This window comes from Thermus sp. (genome assembly GCF_037444525.1).
Lineage (GTDB): Bacteria > Deinococcota > Deinococci > Deinococcales > Thermaceae > Thermus.
On record NZ_JBBIMD010000005.1, the window covers coordinates 1 to 16,732 of the forward strand.

Below are 16,732 nucleotides of genomic sequence, written 5' to 3' on the forward strand. Positions count from 1 at the left end.
GCCAGCCGGGCTCCCTTCCACATCTCCTGGCCGATGGTGGTAAGCTGCATTCGTGGGGACCTCCTTCATGTTGGAGTGGTCCCCACATTTTAGTTGGGGCAGTCTCACATGTGTTTGTCCGAGCACAGGGTTTCGGGCCCACCCCTTGGCAAAAGGCTTCGCCCATGATATAAGGGAAGGGTATGCCCTTCGGGGCCGGTTCACGCGAGGGGAGTTGGGGTTCTCCCCATCCTTTTCGTGTGGACGAGCGCTAAGGCGCCCGCCTTCAGGAGAAGGCGCGAAGAGGAGGAACGAGGCGGATGGAAGACAAGGCGACCCAGACCCCAGAAAAGACCTTCAGCATGGAAGAGGCCCTTCAGGAGACCGGGGCCAGGTTGGACAAGCGGGTGCGCCCCGGCCAGATCCTCACGGGCCAAGTGGTCTTTGTGGGTTCGGACGGTGTGGCGGTGGACATCGGCACCAAGGTGGAGGGCATCATCCCCTTCAACCAAATCACCTCCAAGCCCCTCCCCGAGGAGGAGCTTAAGGGGCTTTTGAAGCCTGGGGATGAGGTCCGGGTCCAGGTTCTTCGGGTGGACCCCGAGACCGGGCAGGTGATCCTTTCCCGGAAGAAGGTGGAGTCCACCGAGCACTGGGACCACATCCAGGCTCTGTATGAAAAGGGCGAGCCGGTCACCGTCACCGTAAAGGAGAAGGTGAAGGGGGGCGTGGTCGCCGAGCTGGACGGCGTTCAGGCCTTCATCCCCGCCTCGCAGCTTGACCTGAGGCGCATCCCTAATCTGGACGAGTACGTGGGCCAGACCATCCTGGCCAAGATCATTGAGTTCCACCGGAAGAAAGGCCGGGTGATCCTCTCCCGCCGTGCGGTTCTGGAGGAGGAGCAGAAGAAGGCAAGGCAGGCCTTCTTGGAGAGCCTTCAGCCTGGCCAGGAGGTGGAGGGCACCGTGGCCGACGTGACCGAGTTTGGGGTCTTCGTGAACCTCGGCCCCGTGGACGGGCTGGTGCACCGCTCGGAGATCACCTGGGGCCGGTTCAACCACCCCCGGGAGGTCATCCGCAAGGGGGAGAGGGTCCGGACCAAGGTTCTCTCCGTGGATCCTGAAAAGGAGCGGGTCAATCTCTCCATCAAGGCCCTTATCCCCGACCCCTGGACCACGGTGGCCGAGAAATACCCCGTGGGCACCCGGGTGCGGGGCAAGGTGGTGAGCCTCACCCCCTTCGGGGCCTTCGTGGAGGTGGAGCCGGGCCTCGAGGGCCTCGTCCACATCTCCGAGCTCTCCTGGACCAAGCGGCCCAAGCACCCCTCCGAGGTGGTGAAGGAGGGGGACGAGGTGGAGGTGGTGGTCCTCCGCCTGGACCCCGGGGAAAGGCGGCTTTCCCTGGGCCTCAAGCAGACCCAGCCCGACCCCTGGCAGCTTCTGGTGGAGAAGTACCCGCCCGGCACCGTGGTCAAGGGCCGGGTCACCGGGGTGACCGACTTTGGGGTCTTCGTGGAGATTGAGCCCGGCATCGAGGGCCTGGTCCACGTCTCCGAGCTGGACCACCAGCGGGTGGAGAACCCTGCCGCCCTCTTCAAGAAGGGGGACGAGCTGGAGGTGGTGGTCCTGAACATAGACCCCACCGAGCAGCGGGTTTCCCTTTCCCGCAAGCGCCTCCTGCCTCCACCGCCTCCCAGGGAGGTGGAGGAGAGGCCCCGCAGGCCCCAAAAGGGCAAGGAACGGGGCAAGCGCAAGCCCACCCGTCGGGAGGAAAGGCGGGAGTACGAGTACGGGGCCGTGGCGGAGTACAACCTCTACGATGCCTCGGCCGTGCCCACCGCAAGCGCCAGCGTGAAGCTGGGCGATCTCTACGGCGACCTTTTGGCGAGCTTAGGCCTCGAGGAAGAGAAGTAAGGGGCATCCTTCCTGGCCCCCGGGGTTTCCCCGGGGGTTTTTTCACCCCCTGGCGAAAAGGCGTATGATGGAATCATGCGCCCGGCCAGGCTACGCCCCTAGACGGGGAGGGGCCTTGGCCGTCCCTTCCCTAAGGGGGAAGGGTTTTTTTGGGAGGAGAGGATGGAAAAGTACAACCCCCACGCCATAGAACCCAAGTGGCAGCGCTTCTGGAAGGAAAAGGGCTTCCTGAAGGCCCAGGAGGAGGGGAGGAAGCAGTACGTTCTGGTCATGTTCCCCTACCCCTCGGGGGACCTGCACATGGGCCACCTGAAGAACTACACCATGGGGGATGTCCTGGCCCGCTTCCGCCGGGTGCAGGGCTTTCAGGTCCTCCACCCCATGGGTTGGGACGCCTTTGGCCTCCCCGCGGAGAACGCGGCCCTTAAGTTCGGCCTCCACCCCCGGGACTGGACCTACCAGAACATCCGCCAGGCCAAGGAGAGCCTGGAGCTCATGGGCATCCTTTACGACTGGGACCGGGAGGTGACCACCTGCGAGCCCGACTACTACCGCTGGAACCAGTGGCTCTTCCTCAAGATGTGGGAGAAGGGCCTGGCCTACCGGGCCAAGGGCCTCGTGAACTGGTGCCCCAAGTGCCAGACCGTTCTCGCCAACGAGCAGGTGGTGGAGGGCCGCTGCTGGCGGCACGAGGACACCCCCGTGGAGAAGCGGGAGCTGGAGCAGTGGTACCTGCGCATCACCGCCTACGCGGAAAGGCTCCTTAAGGACCTCGAGGGCCTGGACTGGCCGGAGAAGGTGAAGGCCATGCAGCGGGCCTGGATCGGCCGCTCGGAAGGGGCGGAGATCCGCTTTCCCATAGAGGGGCGGGAGGAGGCCATCACCGTCTTCACCACCCGCCCCGACACCCTCTTCGGGGCCACCTTCATGGTCCTGGCCCCCGAGCACCCCCTCACCTTGGAGCTTGCCGCCCCCGAGCGGAAGGCCGAGGTCCAGGCCTACGTGGAGGCCGCCAAGCGCAAAACGGAGATTGAGCGCCAGGCGGAGGGGCGGGAGAAGACGGGGGTCTTCCTGGGGGCCTACGCCTTAAACCCCGCCACCGGGGAGCGCATCCCCATCTGGACCGCGGACTACGTGCTCTACGGCTACGGCACCGGGGCCATCATGGCCGTGCCCGCCCACGACGCCCGGGACTTTGAGTTCGCTAGAAGGTTCGGCCTCCCCATCCGCAAGGTCATTGAGCGGCCCGGAAACCCTCTCCCCGAGCCCTTGGAGGCGGCTTACGAGGAGCCTGGGGTCATGGTGAACTCGGGGCCCTTTGACGGCACCCCGAGCGAGGAGGGCAAGGGGAAGGTCATCGCCTGGCTGGAGGAAAGGGGCCTCGGGCGGGCCCGGGTCACCTACCGCCTAAGGGACTGGCTCATCAGCCGCCAGCGCTACTGGGGCACCCCCATCCCCATGGTCCACTGCCCAGCTTGCGGGGTGGTGCCCGTGCCGGAGGAGGAGCTTCCCGTCCTCCTCCCCGACCTCAAGGACGTGGAGGACATCCGCCCCAAGGGGAAAAGCCCCTTGGAGGCCCACCCCGAGTTCTACGAGACCTCCTGCCCCCAGTGCGGCGGCCCCGCCCGGCGGGACACGGACACCATGGACACCTTCTTTGACTCCAGCTGGTACTACCTGCGCTACACCGACCCCAAGAATGACCGTCTCCCCTTTGACCCCAAGAAGGCGGACTTCTGGATGCCCGTGGACCAGTACATCGGCGGGGTGGAGCACGCGGTGCTGCACCTCCTCTATAGCCGCTTCTTCACCAAGTTCCTCCATGACCTGGGGATGGTGAAGGTGGAGGAGCCCTTCCAGGGCCTCTTCACCCAGGGGATGGTGATGGCCTGGACGGACTTTGGGGAGGTGAGGGTGGAGGGGGAGAGGGTCTTGCTCCCCGAGCCCACCCGCATCCTCCTGGAGATCCCCCAGAGGGAGCTTTCCCTGGAGGAGGTGCGGAAGATGGGGGCCGAGCTCCGCCCCCACCCGGACGGTACGGTTCACCTCTGGAAGCCCGCGGTGATGAGCAAGTCCAAGGGCAACGGGGTCATGGTGGGGCCTTTTGTGAAGGAGGAGGGGGCGGACATCGCCCGCATCACCATCCTCTTTGCCGCGCCCCCCGAGAACGAGATGGTCTGGACGGAGGAGGGGGTTCAGGGGGCATGGCGTTTCCTGAACCGCGTTTGGCGCCGGGTGGCGGAGGACCGGGAGGCCCTCTCCTCCATCCCCGGCACCTTCCAGGCGGAGGCCCTTTCGGGGGCGGAGCGCGAGCTTTACGCCAAGCTCCACCGCACCCTGAAGAAGGTTACGGACGACCTCGAGGCCCTGCGCTTCAACACCGCCATCGCCGCCCTCATGGAGTTCTTGAATGCCCTCTACGAGTACCGGCGGGAAAACCCCGTGACCCCCGTCTACCGCACCGCGGTCCGCTACTACCTGCAGATGCTCTTTCCCTTCGCCCCCCACATCGCGGAGGAGATCTGGCACTGGTTCTGGCCCGATAGCCTCTTTGAGGCGGGCTGGCCGGAGCTGGACGAGAAGGCCCTGGAGGAGGAGGTGGTGGAGGTGGCCGTCCAGGTGAACGGGAGGGTGCGGGGCACGGTCCGCCTCCCCAAGGACGCCCCCCTGGAGGTGGCCCTGGCCGAGGCCAAGAAGGTGAAAAACGTCCAGGCCCACCTGGAGGGCAAGGAGATCGTCAAGGAGATCTACGTGCCGGGCAAGATCCTCAACCTGGTAGTGCGGGGGTAGGGAAGGGGAGGCGGGTGGCCTCGAGGCGGGCCACCTCCCCTTTCGCGGGGGTGAGGAAAAGCCCCTCCCCCCCTGCCCAGGCTAGGGGCCGCCCGTAGCCCAGGAAGAACCCCTCCCCGTCCAGGAGGCCATAGAGCCGGTCGGGGAGGGGGGGTTCCTCCAAGGGGAGGACGCGGGGTCTCGCCCCCTGGAAGTGGGCGAGGAGGCGCCTTAGGCGGTTTTCCCTTCGCTCCTTTGGGGTTTTGCGGCGGGCCCCGGGAAGGGGTGGGGCGAGCCTCACCTTGAGGTCCTTCCGCCAGCTTAGGGCCTGGTAAAGCGCTTCCGAGCCCAGGACCAGCACCTCCACCGGGTTTAGGGCTTCCAGCTGGAGGAGGCGGAAGGTGGGGTCCAGGAGGCCGTCTGTGTCCGCCACCGCGGGGCTTCCCGGCGGGATGAGGCGGGCGAGGCGCAGGGCCCCCACCACCGCCCGGGCCTCGAGGCCCCTGGGGGAAAGCCCCCCCAGAAGGTAGCGCCTTAGGGGGGTAAGGGTTCCCCTTTGCGCCCGGAAGAGGGTGAAGGTCCCCGGGAGGTCCCCCTGCCCAGGGTCCAGGTCCAGGAGGTAGGCTTCCCCCAACCCTTCAAGGAGCCTTCCCGCCAGGGTGCTCTTGCCCACGTCTGTGGGGCCTAGGAGGAGGAGCATCTAGGGGCCGAGCTTGCGCTTGAGGTAGGCCAGGAGCTCTTCCAAGGCTTTCCTCAGGGCCTTCTGCTCCTCGGCCAGGGCCTCCAGGGGGTCCTTGCGCTCTTGGAGGCTTAGGGTCTTGAAGAGGAGGGTGGGGTTGCCGCAGGCCGGACAGGCCACCCCCACGGGGTTGGTGCCGGGGGCGTAGAAGACCCGGGCGCTGCACCTGGGGCAGAGGAGGTACTTGGCCCCGGGGGCCTCCCCCCGGCGGAGGGCCCCGGAAAGTTCCACCGCCTCCTCCCGGCCGAAGCCCAGAAAGTAGTCCTCCCCCACCTTCTGGAAGCCCAAGAGCTCCTCCGTGGACCTCAGGTCCTTGTGCCCCTCAGGCATCTCCCAGGTGTAGCCGTTCCAGCGAAAGTGGCGCAGGTGCCGCCTGCCCGAAAACTCCTCCACCTCCACGATGAGCTGGAGGGCCGGGTCTTTGGGGTAGTAGTAGAGGCGCACCGCCTGCACCCCCTGGAGCTCGGGGCTAGGGGGCAGGGTGTAGCTCAAGGGGCCCGGACCCTTGGCAGGATAGCCCACCAGGCGTTCCAGCTCGTGTAGGGTGAGGCCGGGGTGGGCCATATCCCCCATGAGGAGCCGCTCCACGTGGCGGAAGGCCGCCTGAAGCCCGGGGTCCATGGGAAGATTCTACCCCATAATGGGGGCATGGCCCTCCTCTTTTCCCCTTTGGAGCTCCGCGGAAAGCGGCTTAAGAACCGCCTGGCCATGTCGCCTATGTGCCAGTATTCGGCTACGGACAGGGGGGAGGTTACGGAATGGCACCTCCTCCACTACCCCACCCGGGCCCTAGGGGGCGTGGGGCTTGTCTTGGTGGAGGCCACCGCCGTCCTCCCCGAGGGGCGGATCAGTCCCTTTGACCTCGGCATCTGGTCCGAGGACCACCTGCCGGGCCTAAAGGAGCTGGCCCAGAGGATCCGCGAGGCGGGGGCCCTGCCGGGGATCCAGCTGGCCCACGCGGGGCGCAAGGCGGGCACCGCCCGGCCCTGGGAGGGGGGGAGGCCCCTGGGCTGGCAGGTGGTGGGCCCAAGCCCCATCCCCTTCGCCGAGGGCTACCCCGTGCCCGAGCCACTGGACGAAGGGGGGATGGCCCGGGTGCTGGAGGCCTTCGTGGAGGGGGCAAGGCGCGCCCTAAAGGCGGGCTTCCAGGTGGTGGAGCTCCATATGGCCCACGGCTACCTCCTCTCCTCCTTCCTCTCCCCCCTCTCCAACCGCCGGGAGGACGGGTATGGGGGAAGCCGGGAGGGCCGCATGCGCTTTCCCCTGGAGGTGGCGGAGGCGGTGCGGGGGGTCCTCCCCGAGGAGGTGCCCCTCTTCGTGCGGGTCTCAGCCACGGACTGGGCGGAAGGGGGATGGGGCCTCGAGGACACCCTGGCCTTCGCCGAAAGGCTCAAGGCCCTGGGGGTGGACCTCCTGGACGTCTCCAGCGGCGGGGTGGTCCCGGGGGTGAGGGTCCCCGTGGCCCCCGGCTACCAGGTGCCCTTTGCCGATGCGGTGCGCAAGCGGGTGGGCCTTAGGACGGGGGCCGTGGGCCTCATCACCGTCCCGGAGCAGGCGGAGTCTATCCTCCAGGCGGGAAGCGCCGACCTCGTCCTCCTGGGGCGCGTCCTCCTCAGGGAGCCCTACTGGCCCCACCGGGCCGCCTTGGCCCTGGGCCTGAAGCCCGAGGTGCCCCCGCAGTACCAGCGGGTCTTTTAAGTGCCGCCCTAAGGCCTACCCCTGGAGGAGGGCGAGGAGGGCCCTCCGATGGGCCTCGTAGGCCGCCTTCCCCTTGGAGGTAAGCCGGACCCGGGTCCTGGGCCGCTTCCCCTGGTAGCCCTTTTCCACCTCCACGTAGCCCACCTCTTCCAGCCGGCTGAGGTGGCTGGAGAGGTTGCCTTCCGTCACCTTGAGGGCCGCCTTGAGCCAGCTGAACTCCACCCGCGCCCCATCCCCGAGGCCCGCCAGGAGAGCCATGAGGCGGAGCCGGGTCTCCTGGTGGATCACCGGGTCCAGCGCCAAAGGCATACCCCCCATGCCCCAGGGCCAGGAGGCCCAGAAGGCCCATCCCCAGGTGGAAGAGGCCGGGGAAGAAGCGGTAGAGGAGAAGGTCCAGGAGGAAAAGCCCTGCCCCTACCCCCAAAAGCCCGGGGATCCGCCAGAGTACCCCCATGTAGGCGTGGCCGAAGGCCACCAGGCTCACCAAAAAGCTCTCCCCCTTAAGTTCCGAGGGGGGAAGGAGGGGCAGCCAGTGGAGGAGGGTGAAGAGGGTGAGGAGGCCCCATAGGGCCAAGGTCTGAAGCCCCAGGAGGATCTGCACCCGCACCCCCTGCCGCCAGCCCAGGTGGAAAGTGAGGTGGGCCCCCAAGGGGCCAGCCAAGGCCCAGAACCGGCCGCCTAAGGCTTCATCCAGGGCCAGGAGAAAGCTCCCCAAGACCCAAAGCTCTCCCCAAAGGACCAGGGCCCAGCCCCCTTCGGGGTTCAGGAAGAGGAAGGCCCGCACCCCTAGGTCCAGGCGAAAACCCCCCCTGCCCGAAGGCCCCGCCCCCAAAGCCCAAGGCAGGGAGGACCAAAAGCCCCCTCTCGGGGACGAAGGGAACCCCCACGAGGAGGGCCCCGCCCTGGGCCTCGAGGCCCCCGCCCCCGCCGTGGAGGCCAGGGCCATAACCGAGGAAGCCATACCCCACCGAGCCCGCCAGGGCCGGGGGGGAAAGGAAGAGGAGGGCGACCAGCCGCTTCATTTTTGCCTCCAATAACTTTGGACTACAAAGCTATTGGCAAGTCAACATTCCCCCAGGCCTGCCTAGGGGTGCGAGGGATCGGTTCCGAAGACCCAGCGGGTTTCCCGGCAGAGGGTCTTGGCGAACCGGGGGCTTTTTTGGGGAAGGGCCTGCCACTCCTCCAGGGTGTAGACCAGGGCCTCCGCCGGCGCGGGGAGCTCTTCTAGGGGCAGTTGGGCAGGTCTTTGCCAGAGGGGAAGGGCGCTTTCCTTGGCGAGAAGGACCAGGTTCCGGTCGCTTCCCACCCCCGCCTTGCCCCGGGCGTAGGAACCGAAGTACACCACGGGGGGGCGTGGTGTTGGAGCCAGGCCTTTAGGGCGGCTTCCACCGCTTCACGGCCTGGCCATCTGTGCACGGGTGAACGCAAGGACCGCACGGGCATACGCCAAGGCCTCCTGGCCTTGTAAGGGGCCGTGGTGTTCCGCAGAGGGACCTTCTGGGAAGGCTTCTGGGTAGCGGGTTGGGATGGAGAGGCTATCCAGATACTGGGCCTTTCCTATCAGCGCTTCCGGAACCGGCAAGGGAAGCTCCTTGAGGAGGCGGGCGATGAGATGGCCCCAAGCCTCCTGGCCCAGGTGGAGGGCTTTGACGGCCTTTTCCGCCCCTTGCTGGGCCGCGGGAGCAAGCTCGCTGGTGGCGGCCAGCCTTTTGGGCGATCTCGGCCGTCCCCGGGTCCCTTTCCGCCTGGGCCAGCCGGTCCCTAGCCCGGTGACAAACCCAGTCTAGTAGACTTTTCCCATGAAGGCCATACGGGTACGGGAAACGGGCGGGCCTGAGGTCCTGAGGCTGGAGGAGCTCCCCACCCCAAGGCCGGGGCTGGGGGAGGTGTTGGTGCGCCTGGAGGCCATTGGGGTGAACTACATTGACACTTACAAGCGGAAGGGCCTCTACCCTGTTCCCCTCCCCTTTACCCTGGGGGAGGAGGGGGCAGGGGTGGTGGAGCAGGTGGGGGAGGGGGTGGTGGGGGTGCGCCCCGGGGACCGGGTGGCCTTCGCCAATGTCCAGGGGAGCTACGCGGAGTACCAGGTGGTGCCCGCGGAGAGGCTCGTTCCCATCCCCGAGGGCCTGGACTCGAGGCTTGCCGCGGCCCTCCTCCTCCAGGGGATGACCGTGCACTACCTCCTGGAAAGCACCTACCCCGTCCGCCCCGGGGACCAGATCCTGGTCCACGCGGGGGCCGGAGGGGTGGGAAGCCTCCTCATCCAGTGGGCCAAGCGCAAGGGGGCCACGGTCTACGCCACCGCCAGCACGGAGGAGAAGCGCGCCCTTTGCCGGGCTTTGGGGGCGGACTACGCCCTGCCCTACGAGGGCTTCGCCCAGGCGGTGAAGGCCCTTTCCGGCGGGGGGGTGGACGTGGTCTACGACGGGGTAGGAAAGGAGACCTTTGGGGGGAGCCTCGAGGCCCTAAGACCCCGGGGGACGCTGGTCCTCTTCGGCCAGTCCTCGGGGCCCGTGCCCCCTTTGGACCCCCAGGTCCTGAACCGCATGGGAAGCCTCTTCCTCACCCGCCCCACCCTGCACCACTACACCCAAAACCGGAAGGAGCTCCTCTGGCGGGCGGGGGAGGTCTTCCGCGCTGCCCGGGAGGGGTGGCTGCGGGTGAAGATCGGGGCGGAGTTCCCCCTGGAAAAGGCCCGGGAGGCCCACGAGGCCCTAGAGGGGCGGAGGACCGTGGGCAAGGTCCTCCTAATCCCCTAGAAAGCGGGCCTTCCAGGCCCTAAGCCCCTCTTCCGGAAGCCCTGCCCCCCGCACCGTGCAGGCCAGGGCGGAAAGGGCCACCGCGCCCCTTAGGGCCTCCTCCAGGTGGGGCCGGGCCAGGGCCCAGAGGGTGGGCCGGCCATAGCCCCTTCGGTGGAGGAGGGCGAGAAGCCCCGCAGTGAAGGTGTCCCCCGCCCCCACGGTGTCCACCACCCGCACCCTTTCCCCCGGCGCCCGCACCTCCTCACCCCCAAAGAAGGCCACCGCCCCCTCGGGGCCCAGGGTGAGGACCTTGAGGGGGGTGGGAAGGGCCTTTACCCCTTCCAGGGGAGCTTCGGGGAAGAGGAGGCGGGCGTCCTCGAGGGAGAGCTTCAGGATCTGGACCCTTCCCGCATGGGCCAGGATGCGGGCCCGCGCCTTTGGGCTTGGGGCCTGGCGCAGGTTGGGGTCGTAGGAGAGGAGGGCTTCCCCCTCCGCCTCCTCCAGCAGGGCCTCCACGCCCCTTGCGGTGCGCTCCTCCAGGGCGAAAAGGGAGCCAAAGTGGAAGCCCCAGGCCCCCTTAAGCCCCCCAGGTTCCGGCCGGAAGGCCTCTTGGAAGGGGCGGTGGAAGCTATAGCGGGCGTTTCCCCCTTCGTCCAGTTGGACCAGGGCCAAGGGCATGGGGGCCTCATGGCGGAAAAGCCTTAGGTCTAAGCCCCTTTTCCGCATAGCTTCTTCCACCCATTCCGAAAGGAAATCCGCCCCCACCTCAGAGAAGAAGCGGACTGGAAGGCCCAACCGCGCCAGGGTGCTGGCGGTGTTCAACACCGAGCCCCCTAAGACCCCTCGGAAGCCCAGAGCCTCCCCTTGGTGCTCTTCCAGGATCAGGTCCAGGAGCACCTCCCCCACCAGGGCCAGCATGCCCCCATTATTCCAGGGCTCACCTTTTTGGCTGGAGAAGGTGGTACAATTTCCCCGAACCAGGGCGTACGTTGGGGTAAATCCTTGCCGTCTTGCGCGGTCTATCCCGCCCGTAAGGAGGTGTTAGGGATGCTTGGAGGGTATGCACACCGGTTGGCCCGTATAGACCTGACCAGCGGCCGGGTGGAGTACTTCGCTCCCGATCCCAAGGACCTGGAGATGTACGTGGGGGGCCGGGGCCTTGGGGTGAAGTACGTGTTTGAAAACGGCCCCCAGGTGGATCCCCTGGGCCCCGAGAATCTGCTTTGCATCATGAACGGCCCCCTTTCCGGGACCCGGGCCAAGATGTCCGGGCGGCTTGCGGTGGTGACCAAAAGCCCCCTCACGGGCACGGTCACGGACAGCCACATGGGGGGCTGGACCGCGGCCAAGCTGAAGTGGGCGGGCTTTGATGGGCTTCTCATCAAGGGGGCCTCGGAAAAGCCCGTCTACCTTCTGGTGAAGGACGGGGAGGTCTCGGTCCATGACGCCTCCGATCTCTGGGGCAAAACCACCCACGAGGTCCACCGCATCCTACGGGAGCGCCACGGGGAGGACGCGGACGTGATGGCCATCGGCCCTGCGGGGGAGAACTTGGTGCGCTTTGCCAACTGGATCAACAACGACGAGCGGGCCGCAGGCCGGGGGGGCACAGGGGCGGTGGCGGGGAGCAAGAAGCTCAAGGCCATCGTGGTGGTGGGCCGGCAGGAGGCCATGCCCCAACCCAAGGACCCAGAGCTTTGGCGGGAGGCGGACCGGCTGGCCTCGGCCACCATCAACGACCCCAAGAACGTGACCGCGCCCAAGAAGGGCGGGCTTTCCCTCTACGGCACCAACGTGCTCATGAACATCACCAACGTCATGGGGGCCTTGCCCACCTTCAACGGTCAGCACACCTGCATTGAAGGGGCAGAGAAGATCTCCGGGGAGTACATCCGCGAGCACCGCCTCATCAAGGACAACACCTGCCACGCCTGCCCCGTGGCCTGCAAGAAGATGGTGGAGGTGCACATAGACGGGAAGACCATCCGCTTTGAGTCCTACGAGTACGAGTCCGCCTGGGCCTTGGGGGCCCATTCTGGCCACACGGACACCGACTGGACGGGCTACGCCATCTACCTCTGCAACGCCTACGGCATGGACACCATAGAGGCGGGAAACGCCATCGCCGTGCTTATGGAGGCCACGGAGAAGGGCTTTTACAAGGGAGAGGACGGGGTCCGCTTCGGGGATAAGGAGGGGGAGGTCCGGGTCCTCGAGGCCATCGCCCGCCGCAAGGGGGTGGGGGACCTCCTGGCCGAGGGGCCGGCCCGCTTCGCCAAGGCCATCGGCCACCCGGAGATCGCCCTGGAGGTGAAGGGCCAGTCCATCCCCGCCTACGATCCCCGGGGCCTCAAGGGCATGGGCATTGCCTACGCCACCTCTAACCGGGGGGCCTGCCACCTTAGGGCCTACACCCCCGCTTCAGAGATCCTGGGCGTGCCCTACAAGACCGATCCCCTGGCCTGGGAGGGGAAGGGCAAGCTCACCAAGCTTTTCCAAGACCTCTCGGCCTTCACCGATTCCTTAGACCTTTGCAAGTTCAGCCAGTTCGCCGAGGGCCCTGAGGAGTACGCCAAGCAGCTTTCCGCCTACTGGGGCCGGCCCGTGACCCCGGAGGAGATCCTCCTTATCGGAGAATGCATCTACAACCTGGAGCGCTACTACAATAACCTGGCGGGCTGGGCTGAGGGCTCGGACTACCTGCCCGAGCGCTTCCTGAAGGAGCCTTCGGACTGCCAGGGCTCCAAGGGACAGACCACCGAGCTGGACCTCATGCTGGAGGAGTACTACCGCGAGCGGGGCTGGGTGAAGGGGGTGGTGCCCCCAGAGAAGCTCCAGGCCCTCGGCATCCTGGGCCAGGCGGACTAAAAGGACACCCAGAGGGGGCCCGGGGCTTCCGGGCCCCATATACTTCTTCCTATGCCCAAGGTCAACCTGTACGCCACCTTCCGCGACCTCACGGGAAAGGGCCAGCTCCAGGTGGAGGGCCGGACCGTGGGGGAGGTTTTGGAAAACCTGGTGGCCCGTTACCCGGCCATGCGGGCGGAGCTGTTTGAGGGGGAAGGGCTTTCGGAGCGGGTTTCCGTCTTCCTGGATGGGCGGGACGTGCGCTACCTGGAGGGCCTCGCCACCCCCTTGGCGGAGGAGGCCACCCTGGACCTCTTTCCCCCGGTGGCGGGGGGCGGGAGGATTGTCCGGGACTACGGGGCGCTACCGCCTTGGCTTTTGGAGGAGTACCTGCGCGCCTGGGGCGGGGTGAAGGAGGGGGAGGGAGTATACCGCCTTAAGGGGGCTTGGGTGCGCTTTTCTGAGGTGGAGCCCCTCCGGGTGGGGAGCCTTTCCATCCCCCAGCTCCGGGTGGAGGTGGAGGGGGAGGAGGCCGGCAGCTGGGCGGAGCGCATTGCCCTGGCCGCCAGCCGGGGCGGGGGCTAGGGGCCCTTCCCTAGAGCCGCCCCTCGAGGAACCCCCGGCTCCTTGGATCCTTAGGGTCTTGGAAGAAGCGCTCCACGGGGGCTTCCTCCACCACTGCCCCCAGGTAGAGGAAGAGCACCCGGTGGGCCAGGCGCCGGGCCTGGAAGAGGTCGTGGGTGGCCAGGACCACCCCCCGGCCCTCTTCCGCGGCTTCCTTTAGGAGGGCCTCCACCTGGGCGGTGTTCCCCGGGTCCAGGCTAGCGGTGGGCTCGTCCAGGAGGAGGACCGCAGGTTCCACCAAAAGGGTCCGGGCCAGGGCCAGCCGCACCGCCTCCCCGCCCGAGAGGAGGTGGGCGGGCTGGCGGGCCTTGTCCTTTAGGCCCACCCGCTCTAGCAGGGCTTCTGCCCGCTTCCTGGCCTCCTTTCTGGGCACCCCCCTTAGCCAAAGGCCAAAGGCGGCGTTTTCCAGGACGCTCCGCCGAAGAAGGGGGGGATTCTGGGGGAGGTAGGCCCTAAAGGCCCCTTCCACCCTGCCCTCCTTTAGGGGGAGGAGGCCCGCGAGGAGGCGGAGGAGGGTGGTCTTGCCGCTCCCCGAAGGCCCAAGCACCGCCAGGATTTCCCCCGGGAAGACCTGAAAGCGGGGCACCTCGAGGCCAAACCCCCCCACCCGGTGGCGGAGCCCTTCCGCTTCCAATAGGGGCTTCATTCCCGCTCCAGGATAACGAGCAAGGCGGTGACCAGGAGGGCCACCCCCAAAAGGACGAGCCCCAGGGCCAAGGCGGCCTCCACCTCCCCTTTTCGGGTTTCCACCACGATGGCCGTGGTGAGGACCCGGGTGTGGTGGCGGATGTCCCCGCCCACCAAGGTGGCCGCCCCCACCTCGCTGATGGCCCCGCCAAAGCCCGCGGCCAAGGCGGCCGCCAGGGTGCGCCGGCTTTCCCAAAGGAGGGTGGGAAGGACCTGGCCTTCCCGGCCCCCTAGGCTTTTCACCAAAAGCCGCACCTCCTCTGCTCGCCCCTGGGCCCCCGAGAAAACGAAGGCGGCGATGAGGGGAAAGGCCAAGACCGCCTCCGCCAGCACCATGGCGAAGGGGGTGTAGAGGAGGCCCAGAAACCCCAAGGGCCCCGAGCGGGAAAGGAGAAGGTAGAGGAAAAGCCCCACCACCACCGAGGGCAGGGCCATGCCTGCGTAGAGGAGAGCCCGCCCCAGAAAGCCCCCACCCTTTAGGGCCAGCCGAAGCCCTAGGGGAACGGCGGGCAGGGCTGCCAAAAGAGCGGCTGTTCCCGCCACCAGGAGGCTTCGCAGGGTGATTTCCCAAAGTTCAGCGGCTTCCACCGAGGGGCAGGATACACCGCCCCCGTAGGGGTCGGAAGAGGGGCGTACCCTCCACCCTAAGCGCCTCCATGCCCTGGGCGGCCGCTTCCGAGGCCAAGAAGGCGCGGAGCTTCCGGGCCTCCTCGGGGCGGGCCCCCCTGGGGACCAGGTAGTAGGTGTACTGGTTGAGAAGGAGGGGGTCCTCCCGCTGGTACAAGGCGGCAAGCCTCCGCTTCCGCCCCACGGTGAGGTAGGTGGCCAGGTCGGAGAGGGTGTAGGCCCCCTTCTCCGCCGCCAGGACCAGGGTCTGGCCCATGCCTGCCCCCGATTCCAGGTACCAAGGGGAGGTGGGTTGCACCCCCGCGGCCTGCCAGAGGGCGAGCTCCTTCAGGTGGGTGCCCGAGCGGTCTCCCCGGGAGACGAAGGGGGCTTGGGCGCGGGCGATGCGCCTCAAGGCCTCCCGCACCTCCTTGGCCTCCCGTACCCGGACTGGGTCTTGGGGGGGCCCCACCAACAGGAAGGCGTTTTGGGCTAGGCAGAGCCGTTCCGAAAGGTAGCCCTTCCTTAAAGCCTCGGCCTCGAGGTCGGGGGCATGCACCAACACCGCCTCCGCATCTCCCCGTTCCGCCAGGACCAGGGCCTGGCCCGTTCCCACCGCCACCACCTCCACCCGCACCCCTGTGGCTTTCTCAAAGAGGGGGAGGAGGCGGTCTAGGAGGCCCGAATCGTACACGCTGGTGGTGGTGGCCAGGCGCAGGGCCTGGGCCAAAAGGAGGAAGGGGAGGAGTCCAAGGAGCCGCATGCCCCTTAGCTTAAGGCCATGGAGACCCTTGAGGAGGCCCTGCGCCTGTGGGCGGAAGGGCGCCACTTTGAGGTGCACGAGGTCTTGGAGGAGGCCTGGCGGGAGGCGGAGGGGGAGGAAAGGCGCTTCCTCCAGGGCCTCATCCTCCTGGCCGCGGTCCTGCACCAGAAGGCCCTGGGGAGGGCGGGCTTGAGGAACTTCAGGAAGGCCGAGGCCCGCTTGAAAGGCCTCCCCTGCCCTTACTTAGGGGTGGACTGGGAGGCCCTTCTTGGGGAGGTCCGGCGTAGACTTGGGGAGTGAGCGCTTGGGTTTTCGCCTACCGCGGCGGGTTTGTGGAGAACCGGCACGCCCTTTCCCTAGTCCTTTTCGGCCGGGAAGGGGTTTTGGCCTATGGGGGAGACCCGGCCCGGGTGGCCTACCTCCGTTCCTCCGCCAAGCCCTTCCAGGCCCTAGCCCTTTTCCTCAGCGGGGCGGTGGAGCGCTTTGGCCTTTCCGAGGAAGAGGTGGCCCTGGCCACCGCCAGCCACGACGGCACCGAGGCCCACGTGACGGTGGTCCGGGGGTTTCTGGAAAAGCTCGGCCTCGGCCCCGAGCACCTGGCCTGCGGCGTCCATCCCCCCTTTTCCAAGGAGGCCCGGAAGGCCCTGGAGGAAAAGGGTCTGAAACCCACCCCCCTTCACCACAACTGCTCAGGGAAGCACGCGGGGATGTTGGCCGCGGCCTTGGCCCTGGGAGCCCCCCTGGAGGGGTATGAGCGCCCGGACCATCCCGTCCAGCGCCTGAACCGGAAGACCCTTTTGGACCTCGCCGGGACCGAGCCCCTTTTGGCCACGGACGGGTGCAGCGTGCCCACCTTCGCCCTGCCCCTGGCCCGGGCGGCTCGGGCCTTCTACCTCCTGGCCCGGCCCGAGGAGGCGCCCCCGTCCTACCGGGAGCCCCTCCGCCGGGTGGCCCAGGCCATGCGCCGCCACCCCCATCTGGTGGCGGGCCCCGGGAGCCTAGACACCTTCCTCATGGAGCGCCTGCCCCTCCTGGCCAAGCGGGGGGCGGATGGGTACTACGGCCTGGCCCTGCCCGAGACCCCCCATGGCCCCTTGGGGGTGGCCCTTAAGGTGGAGGACGGCTCCACTCAGGCCCGGGAAGTGGCGGTGGTGGCCCTCCTCCGCCTCTTGGGCCTGGACCCGGGGGAGACCCCCTGGGACCGCCCGGTCCTTAGGAACCACCGGGGCCTCGAGGTGGGGCGCCTCGAGGCCCATCTGGACCTCACCTGGCTTTAAGTACTCTGCCGAGGCGAAAGCTTCAGCAGGGGCCCTAGAAGAAAGGCCCAGCCCGCCTTTCCTCACAGGCCTCGTGAGGATTTTTCAAT

18 protein-coding genes are annotated in these 16,732 nt (G+C 67.5%); 8 read left to right on the forward strand and 10 right to left on the reverse strand.

Features of this window, described 5'->3' with window-relative positions:
- Positions 1 to 299 precede the first annotated feature (299 nt).
- A complete protein-coding gene (locus WKI94_RS01195; protein WP_337843950.1) occupies positions 300 to 1,892 on the forward strand; it encodes a 30S ribosomal protein S1 in 1,593 nt (530 codons plus the stop codon).
- 162 nt (positions 1,893 to 2,054) lie between these two features.
- Positions 2,055 to 4,682, forward strand: coding sequence for a leucine--tRNA ligase (gene leuS / locus WKI94_RS01200; protein WP_337843951.1), 2,628 nt, complete (start codon positions 2,055 to 2,057; stop codon positions 4,680 to 4,682).
- On the opposite strand, the gene WKI94_RS01205 is transcribed toward leuS, so the two are convergent.
- Positions 4,660 to 5,361, reverse strand: coding sequence for a Clp1/GlmU family protein (locus WKI94_RS01205; RefSeq protein WP_337843952.1), 702 nt, complete (start codon positions 5,359 to 5,361; stop codon positions 4,660 to 4,662). The genes leuS and WKI94_RS01205 overlap by 23 nt on opposite strands.
- On the reverse strand, positions 5,362 to 6,021 hold the full coding sequence (locus tag WKI94_RS01210; protein ID WP_337843953.1) for a hypothetical protein: 660 nt from the start codon (positions 6,019 to 6,021) through the stop codon (positions 5,362 to 5,364).
- A 27-nt stretch (positions 6,022 to 6,048) separates the two neighbouring features.
- Here WKI94_RS01210 and WKI94_RS01215 point away from each other — a divergent pair, with 27 nt between their 5' ends.
- Entirely contained in the window at positions 6,049 to 7,098 is a 1,050-nt protein-coding gene (locus WKI94_RS01215; protein ID WP_337843954.1) for an NADH:flavin oxidoreductase/NADH oxidase, read from the forward strand.
- Positions 7,099 to 7,113: 15 nt separating this feature from the next.
- On the opposite strand, the gene WKI94_RS01220 is transcribed toward WKI94_RS01215, so the two are convergent.
- From WKI94_RS01220 to WKI94_RS01235, 4 genes are all read right to left on the reverse strand, one after another.
- The gene (locus WKI94_RS01220) at positions 7,114 to 7,407 is read right to left on the reverse strand and encodes a transcriptional regulator (RefSeq protein WP_337843955.1); all 294 of its coding nucleotides are present in this window, start codon (positions 7,405 to 7,407) and stop codon (positions 7,114 to 7,116) included.
- Positions 7,408 to 7,784: 377 nt separating this feature from the next.
- Positions 7,785 to 8,120: a hypothetical protein gene (locus WKI94_RS01225; RefSeq protein WP_337843956.1), complete on the reverse strand. Its 336-nt coding sequence runs from the start codon at positions 8,118 to 8,120 to the stop codon at positions 7,785 to 7,787.
- Positions 8,121 to 8,182: 62 nt separating this feature from the next.
- The gene (locus WKI94_RS01230; RefSeq protein ID WP_337843957.1) at positions 8,183 to 8,440 is read right to left on the reverse strand and encodes a nucleotidyltransferase domain-containing protein; all 258 of its coding nucleotides are present in this window, start codon (positions 8,438 to 8,440) and stop codon (positions 8,183 to 8,185) included.
- A 51-nt stretch (positions 8,441 to 8,491) separates the two neighbouring features.
- Complete coding sequence (locus WKI94_RS01235) at positions 8,492 to 8,803, reverse strand: HEPN domain-containing protein (RefSeq protein ID WP_337844003.1); 312 nt, start codon at positions 8,801 to 8,803, stop codon at positions 8,492 to 8,494.
- Between the two features lie 94 nt (positions 8,804 to 8,897).
- Between WKI94_RS01235 and WKI94_RS01240 the strand changes: the two genes are divergently transcribed.
- Positions 8,898 to 9,857 carry a quinone oxidoreductase gene (locus WKI94_RS01240; RefSeq protein ID WP_337843958.1) on the forward strand — a complete coding sequence of 320 codons (960 nt, stop codon included), beginning with the start codon at positions 8,898 to 8,900 and terminating at the stop codon, positions 9,855 to 9,857.
- Here WKI94_RS01240 and WKI94_RS01245 read toward each other — a convergent pair.
- Entirely contained in the window at positions 9,846 to 10,757 is a 912-nt protein-coding gene (locus tag WKI94_RS01245) for a carbohydrate kinase (RefSeq protein WP_337843959.1), read from the reverse strand. The two genes, WKI94_RS01240 and WKI94_RS01245, sit on opposite strands and share 12 nt — an antisense overlap.
- Before the next feature lie 129 nt (positions 10,758 to 10,886).
- On the opposite strand from WKI94_RS01245, the gene WKI94_RS01250 reads away from it, so the two are divergent.
- Both WKI94_RS01250 and WKI94_RS01255 read left to right on the forward strand, forming a co-directional pair.
- Positions 10,887 to 12,707, forward strand: coding sequence for an aldehyde ferredoxin oxidoreductase family protein (locus tag WKI94_RS01250; protein WP_337844004.1), 1,821 nt, complete (start codon positions 10,887 to 10,889; stop codon positions 12,705 to 12,707).
- Positions 12,708 to 12,758: 51 nt separating this feature from the next.
- Entirely contained in the window at positions 12,759 to 13,271 is a 513-nt protein-coding gene (locus WKI94_RS01255; protein WP_337843960.1) for a ubiquitin-like small modifier protein 1, read from the forward strand.
- Between the two features lie 10 nt (positions 13,272 to 13,281).
- Here WKI94_RS01255 and WKI94_RS01260 read toward each other — a convergent pair whose 3' ends face one another.
- Genes WKI94_RS01260 through WKI94_RS01270 form a run of 3 tightly spaced genes read right to left on the reverse strand, consistent with a single transcriptional unit; the run spans position 13,282 to position 15,366 of the window.
- Entirely contained in the window at positions 13,282 to 13,956 is a 675-nt protein-coding gene (locus WKI94_RS01260) for an ATP-binding cassette domain-containing protein (RefSeq protein ID WP_337843961.1), read from the reverse strand.
- Positions 13,953 to 14,585, reverse strand: a complete 633-nt coding sequence (locus WKI94_RS01265) for an ABC transporter permease (RefSeq protein ID WP_337843962.1) — start codon at positions 14,583 to 14,585, stop codon at positions 13,953 to 13,955. Before WKI94_RS01265 ends, WKI94_RS01260 begins: the two co-directional genes overlap by 4 nt.
- Positions 14,572 to 15,366: a substrate-binding domain-containing protein gene (locus WKI94_RS01270; protein WP_337843963.1), complete on the reverse strand. Its 795-nt coding sequence runs from the start codon at positions 15,364 to 15,366 to the stop codon at positions 14,572 to 14,574. The genes WKI94_RS01265 and WKI94_RS01270 overlap by 14 nt, the downstream gene beginning before the upstream one ends.
- A gap of 18 nt (positions 15,367 to 15,384) precedes the next feature.
- Here WKI94_RS01270 and WKI94_RS01275 point away from each other — a divergent pair, with 18 nt between their 5' ends.
- Positions 15,385 to 15,666 (forward strand): DUF309 domain-containing protein, encoded by a 282-nt coding sequence (locus WKI94_RS01275; protein ID WP_337843964.1) that lies wholly within the window; start codon positions 15,385 to 15,387, stop codon positions 15,664 to 15,666.
- Positions 15,663 to 16,643, forward strand: a complete 981-nt coding sequence (locus WKI94_RS01280; RefSeq protein ID WP_337843965.1) for an asparaginase — start codon at positions 15,663 to 15,665, stop codon at positions 16,641 to 16,643. Before WKI94_RS01275 ends, WKI94_RS01280 begins: the two co-directional genes overlap by 4 nt.
- Positions 16,644 to 16,732 lie beyond the last annotated feature (89 nt).

Bases quoted from the DNA above. Each gene is read 5' to 3' on its own strand.
- WKI94_RS01195 (WP_337843950.1), top strand. From the start codon at position 300: ATGGAAGACAAGGCGACCCAGACCCCAGAAAAGACCTTCAGCATGGAA.
- leuS (WP_337843951.1), top strand. From the start codon at position 2,055: ATGGAAAAGTACAACCCCCACGCCATAGAACCCAAGTGGCAGCGCTTC.
- WKI94_RS01205 (WP_337843952.1), bottom strand. From the start codon at position 5,361: ATGCTCCTCCTCCTAGGCCCCACAGACGTGGGCAAGAGCACCCTGGCG.
- WKI94_RS01210 (WP_337843953.1), bottom strand. From the start codon at position 6,021: ATGGACCCCGGGCTTCAGGCGGCCTTCCGCCACGTGGAGCGGCTCCTC.
- WKI94_RS01215 (WP_337843954.1), top strand. From the start codon at position 6,049: ATGGCCCTCCTCTTTTCCCCTTTGGAGCTCCGCGGAAAGCGGCTTAAG.
- WKI94_RS01220 (WP_337843955.1), bottom strand. From the start codon at position 7,407: ATGCCTTTGGCGCTGGACCCGGTGATCCACCAGGAGACCCGGCTCCGC.
- WKI94_RS01225 (WP_337843956.1), bottom strand. From the start codon at position 8,120: ATGAAGCGGCTGGTCGCCCTCCTCTTCCTTTCCCCCCCGGCCCTGGCG.
- WKI94_RS01240 (WP_337843958.1), top strand. From the start codon at position 8,898: ATGAAGGCCATACGGGTACGGGAAACGGGCGGGCCTGAGGTCCTGAGG.
- WKI94_RS01245 (WP_337843959.1), bottom strand. From the start codon at position 10,757: ATGCTGGCCCTGGTGGGGGAGGTGCTCCTGGACCTGATCCTGGAAGAG.
- WKI94_RS01250 (WP_337844004.1), top strand. From the start codon at position 10,887: ATGCTTGGAGGGTATGCACACCGGTTGGCCCGTATAGACCTGACCAGC.
- WKI94_RS01255 (WP_337843960.1), top strand. From the start codon at position 12,759: ATGCCCAAGGTCAACCTGTACGCCACCTTCCGCGACCTCACGGGAAAG.
- WKI94_RS01260 (WP_337843961.1), bottom strand. From the start codon at position 13,956: ATGAAGCCCCTATTGGAAGCGGAAGGGCTCCGCCACCGGGTGGGGGGG.
- WKI94_RS01270 (WP_337843963.1), bottom strand. From the start codon at position 15,366: ATGCGGCTCCTTGGACTCCTCCCCTTCCTCCTTTTGGCCCAGGCCCTG.
- WKI94_RS01275 (WP_337843964.1), top strand. From the start codon at position 15,385: ATGGAGACCCTTGAGGAGGCCCTGCGCCTGTGGGCGGAAGGGCGCCAC.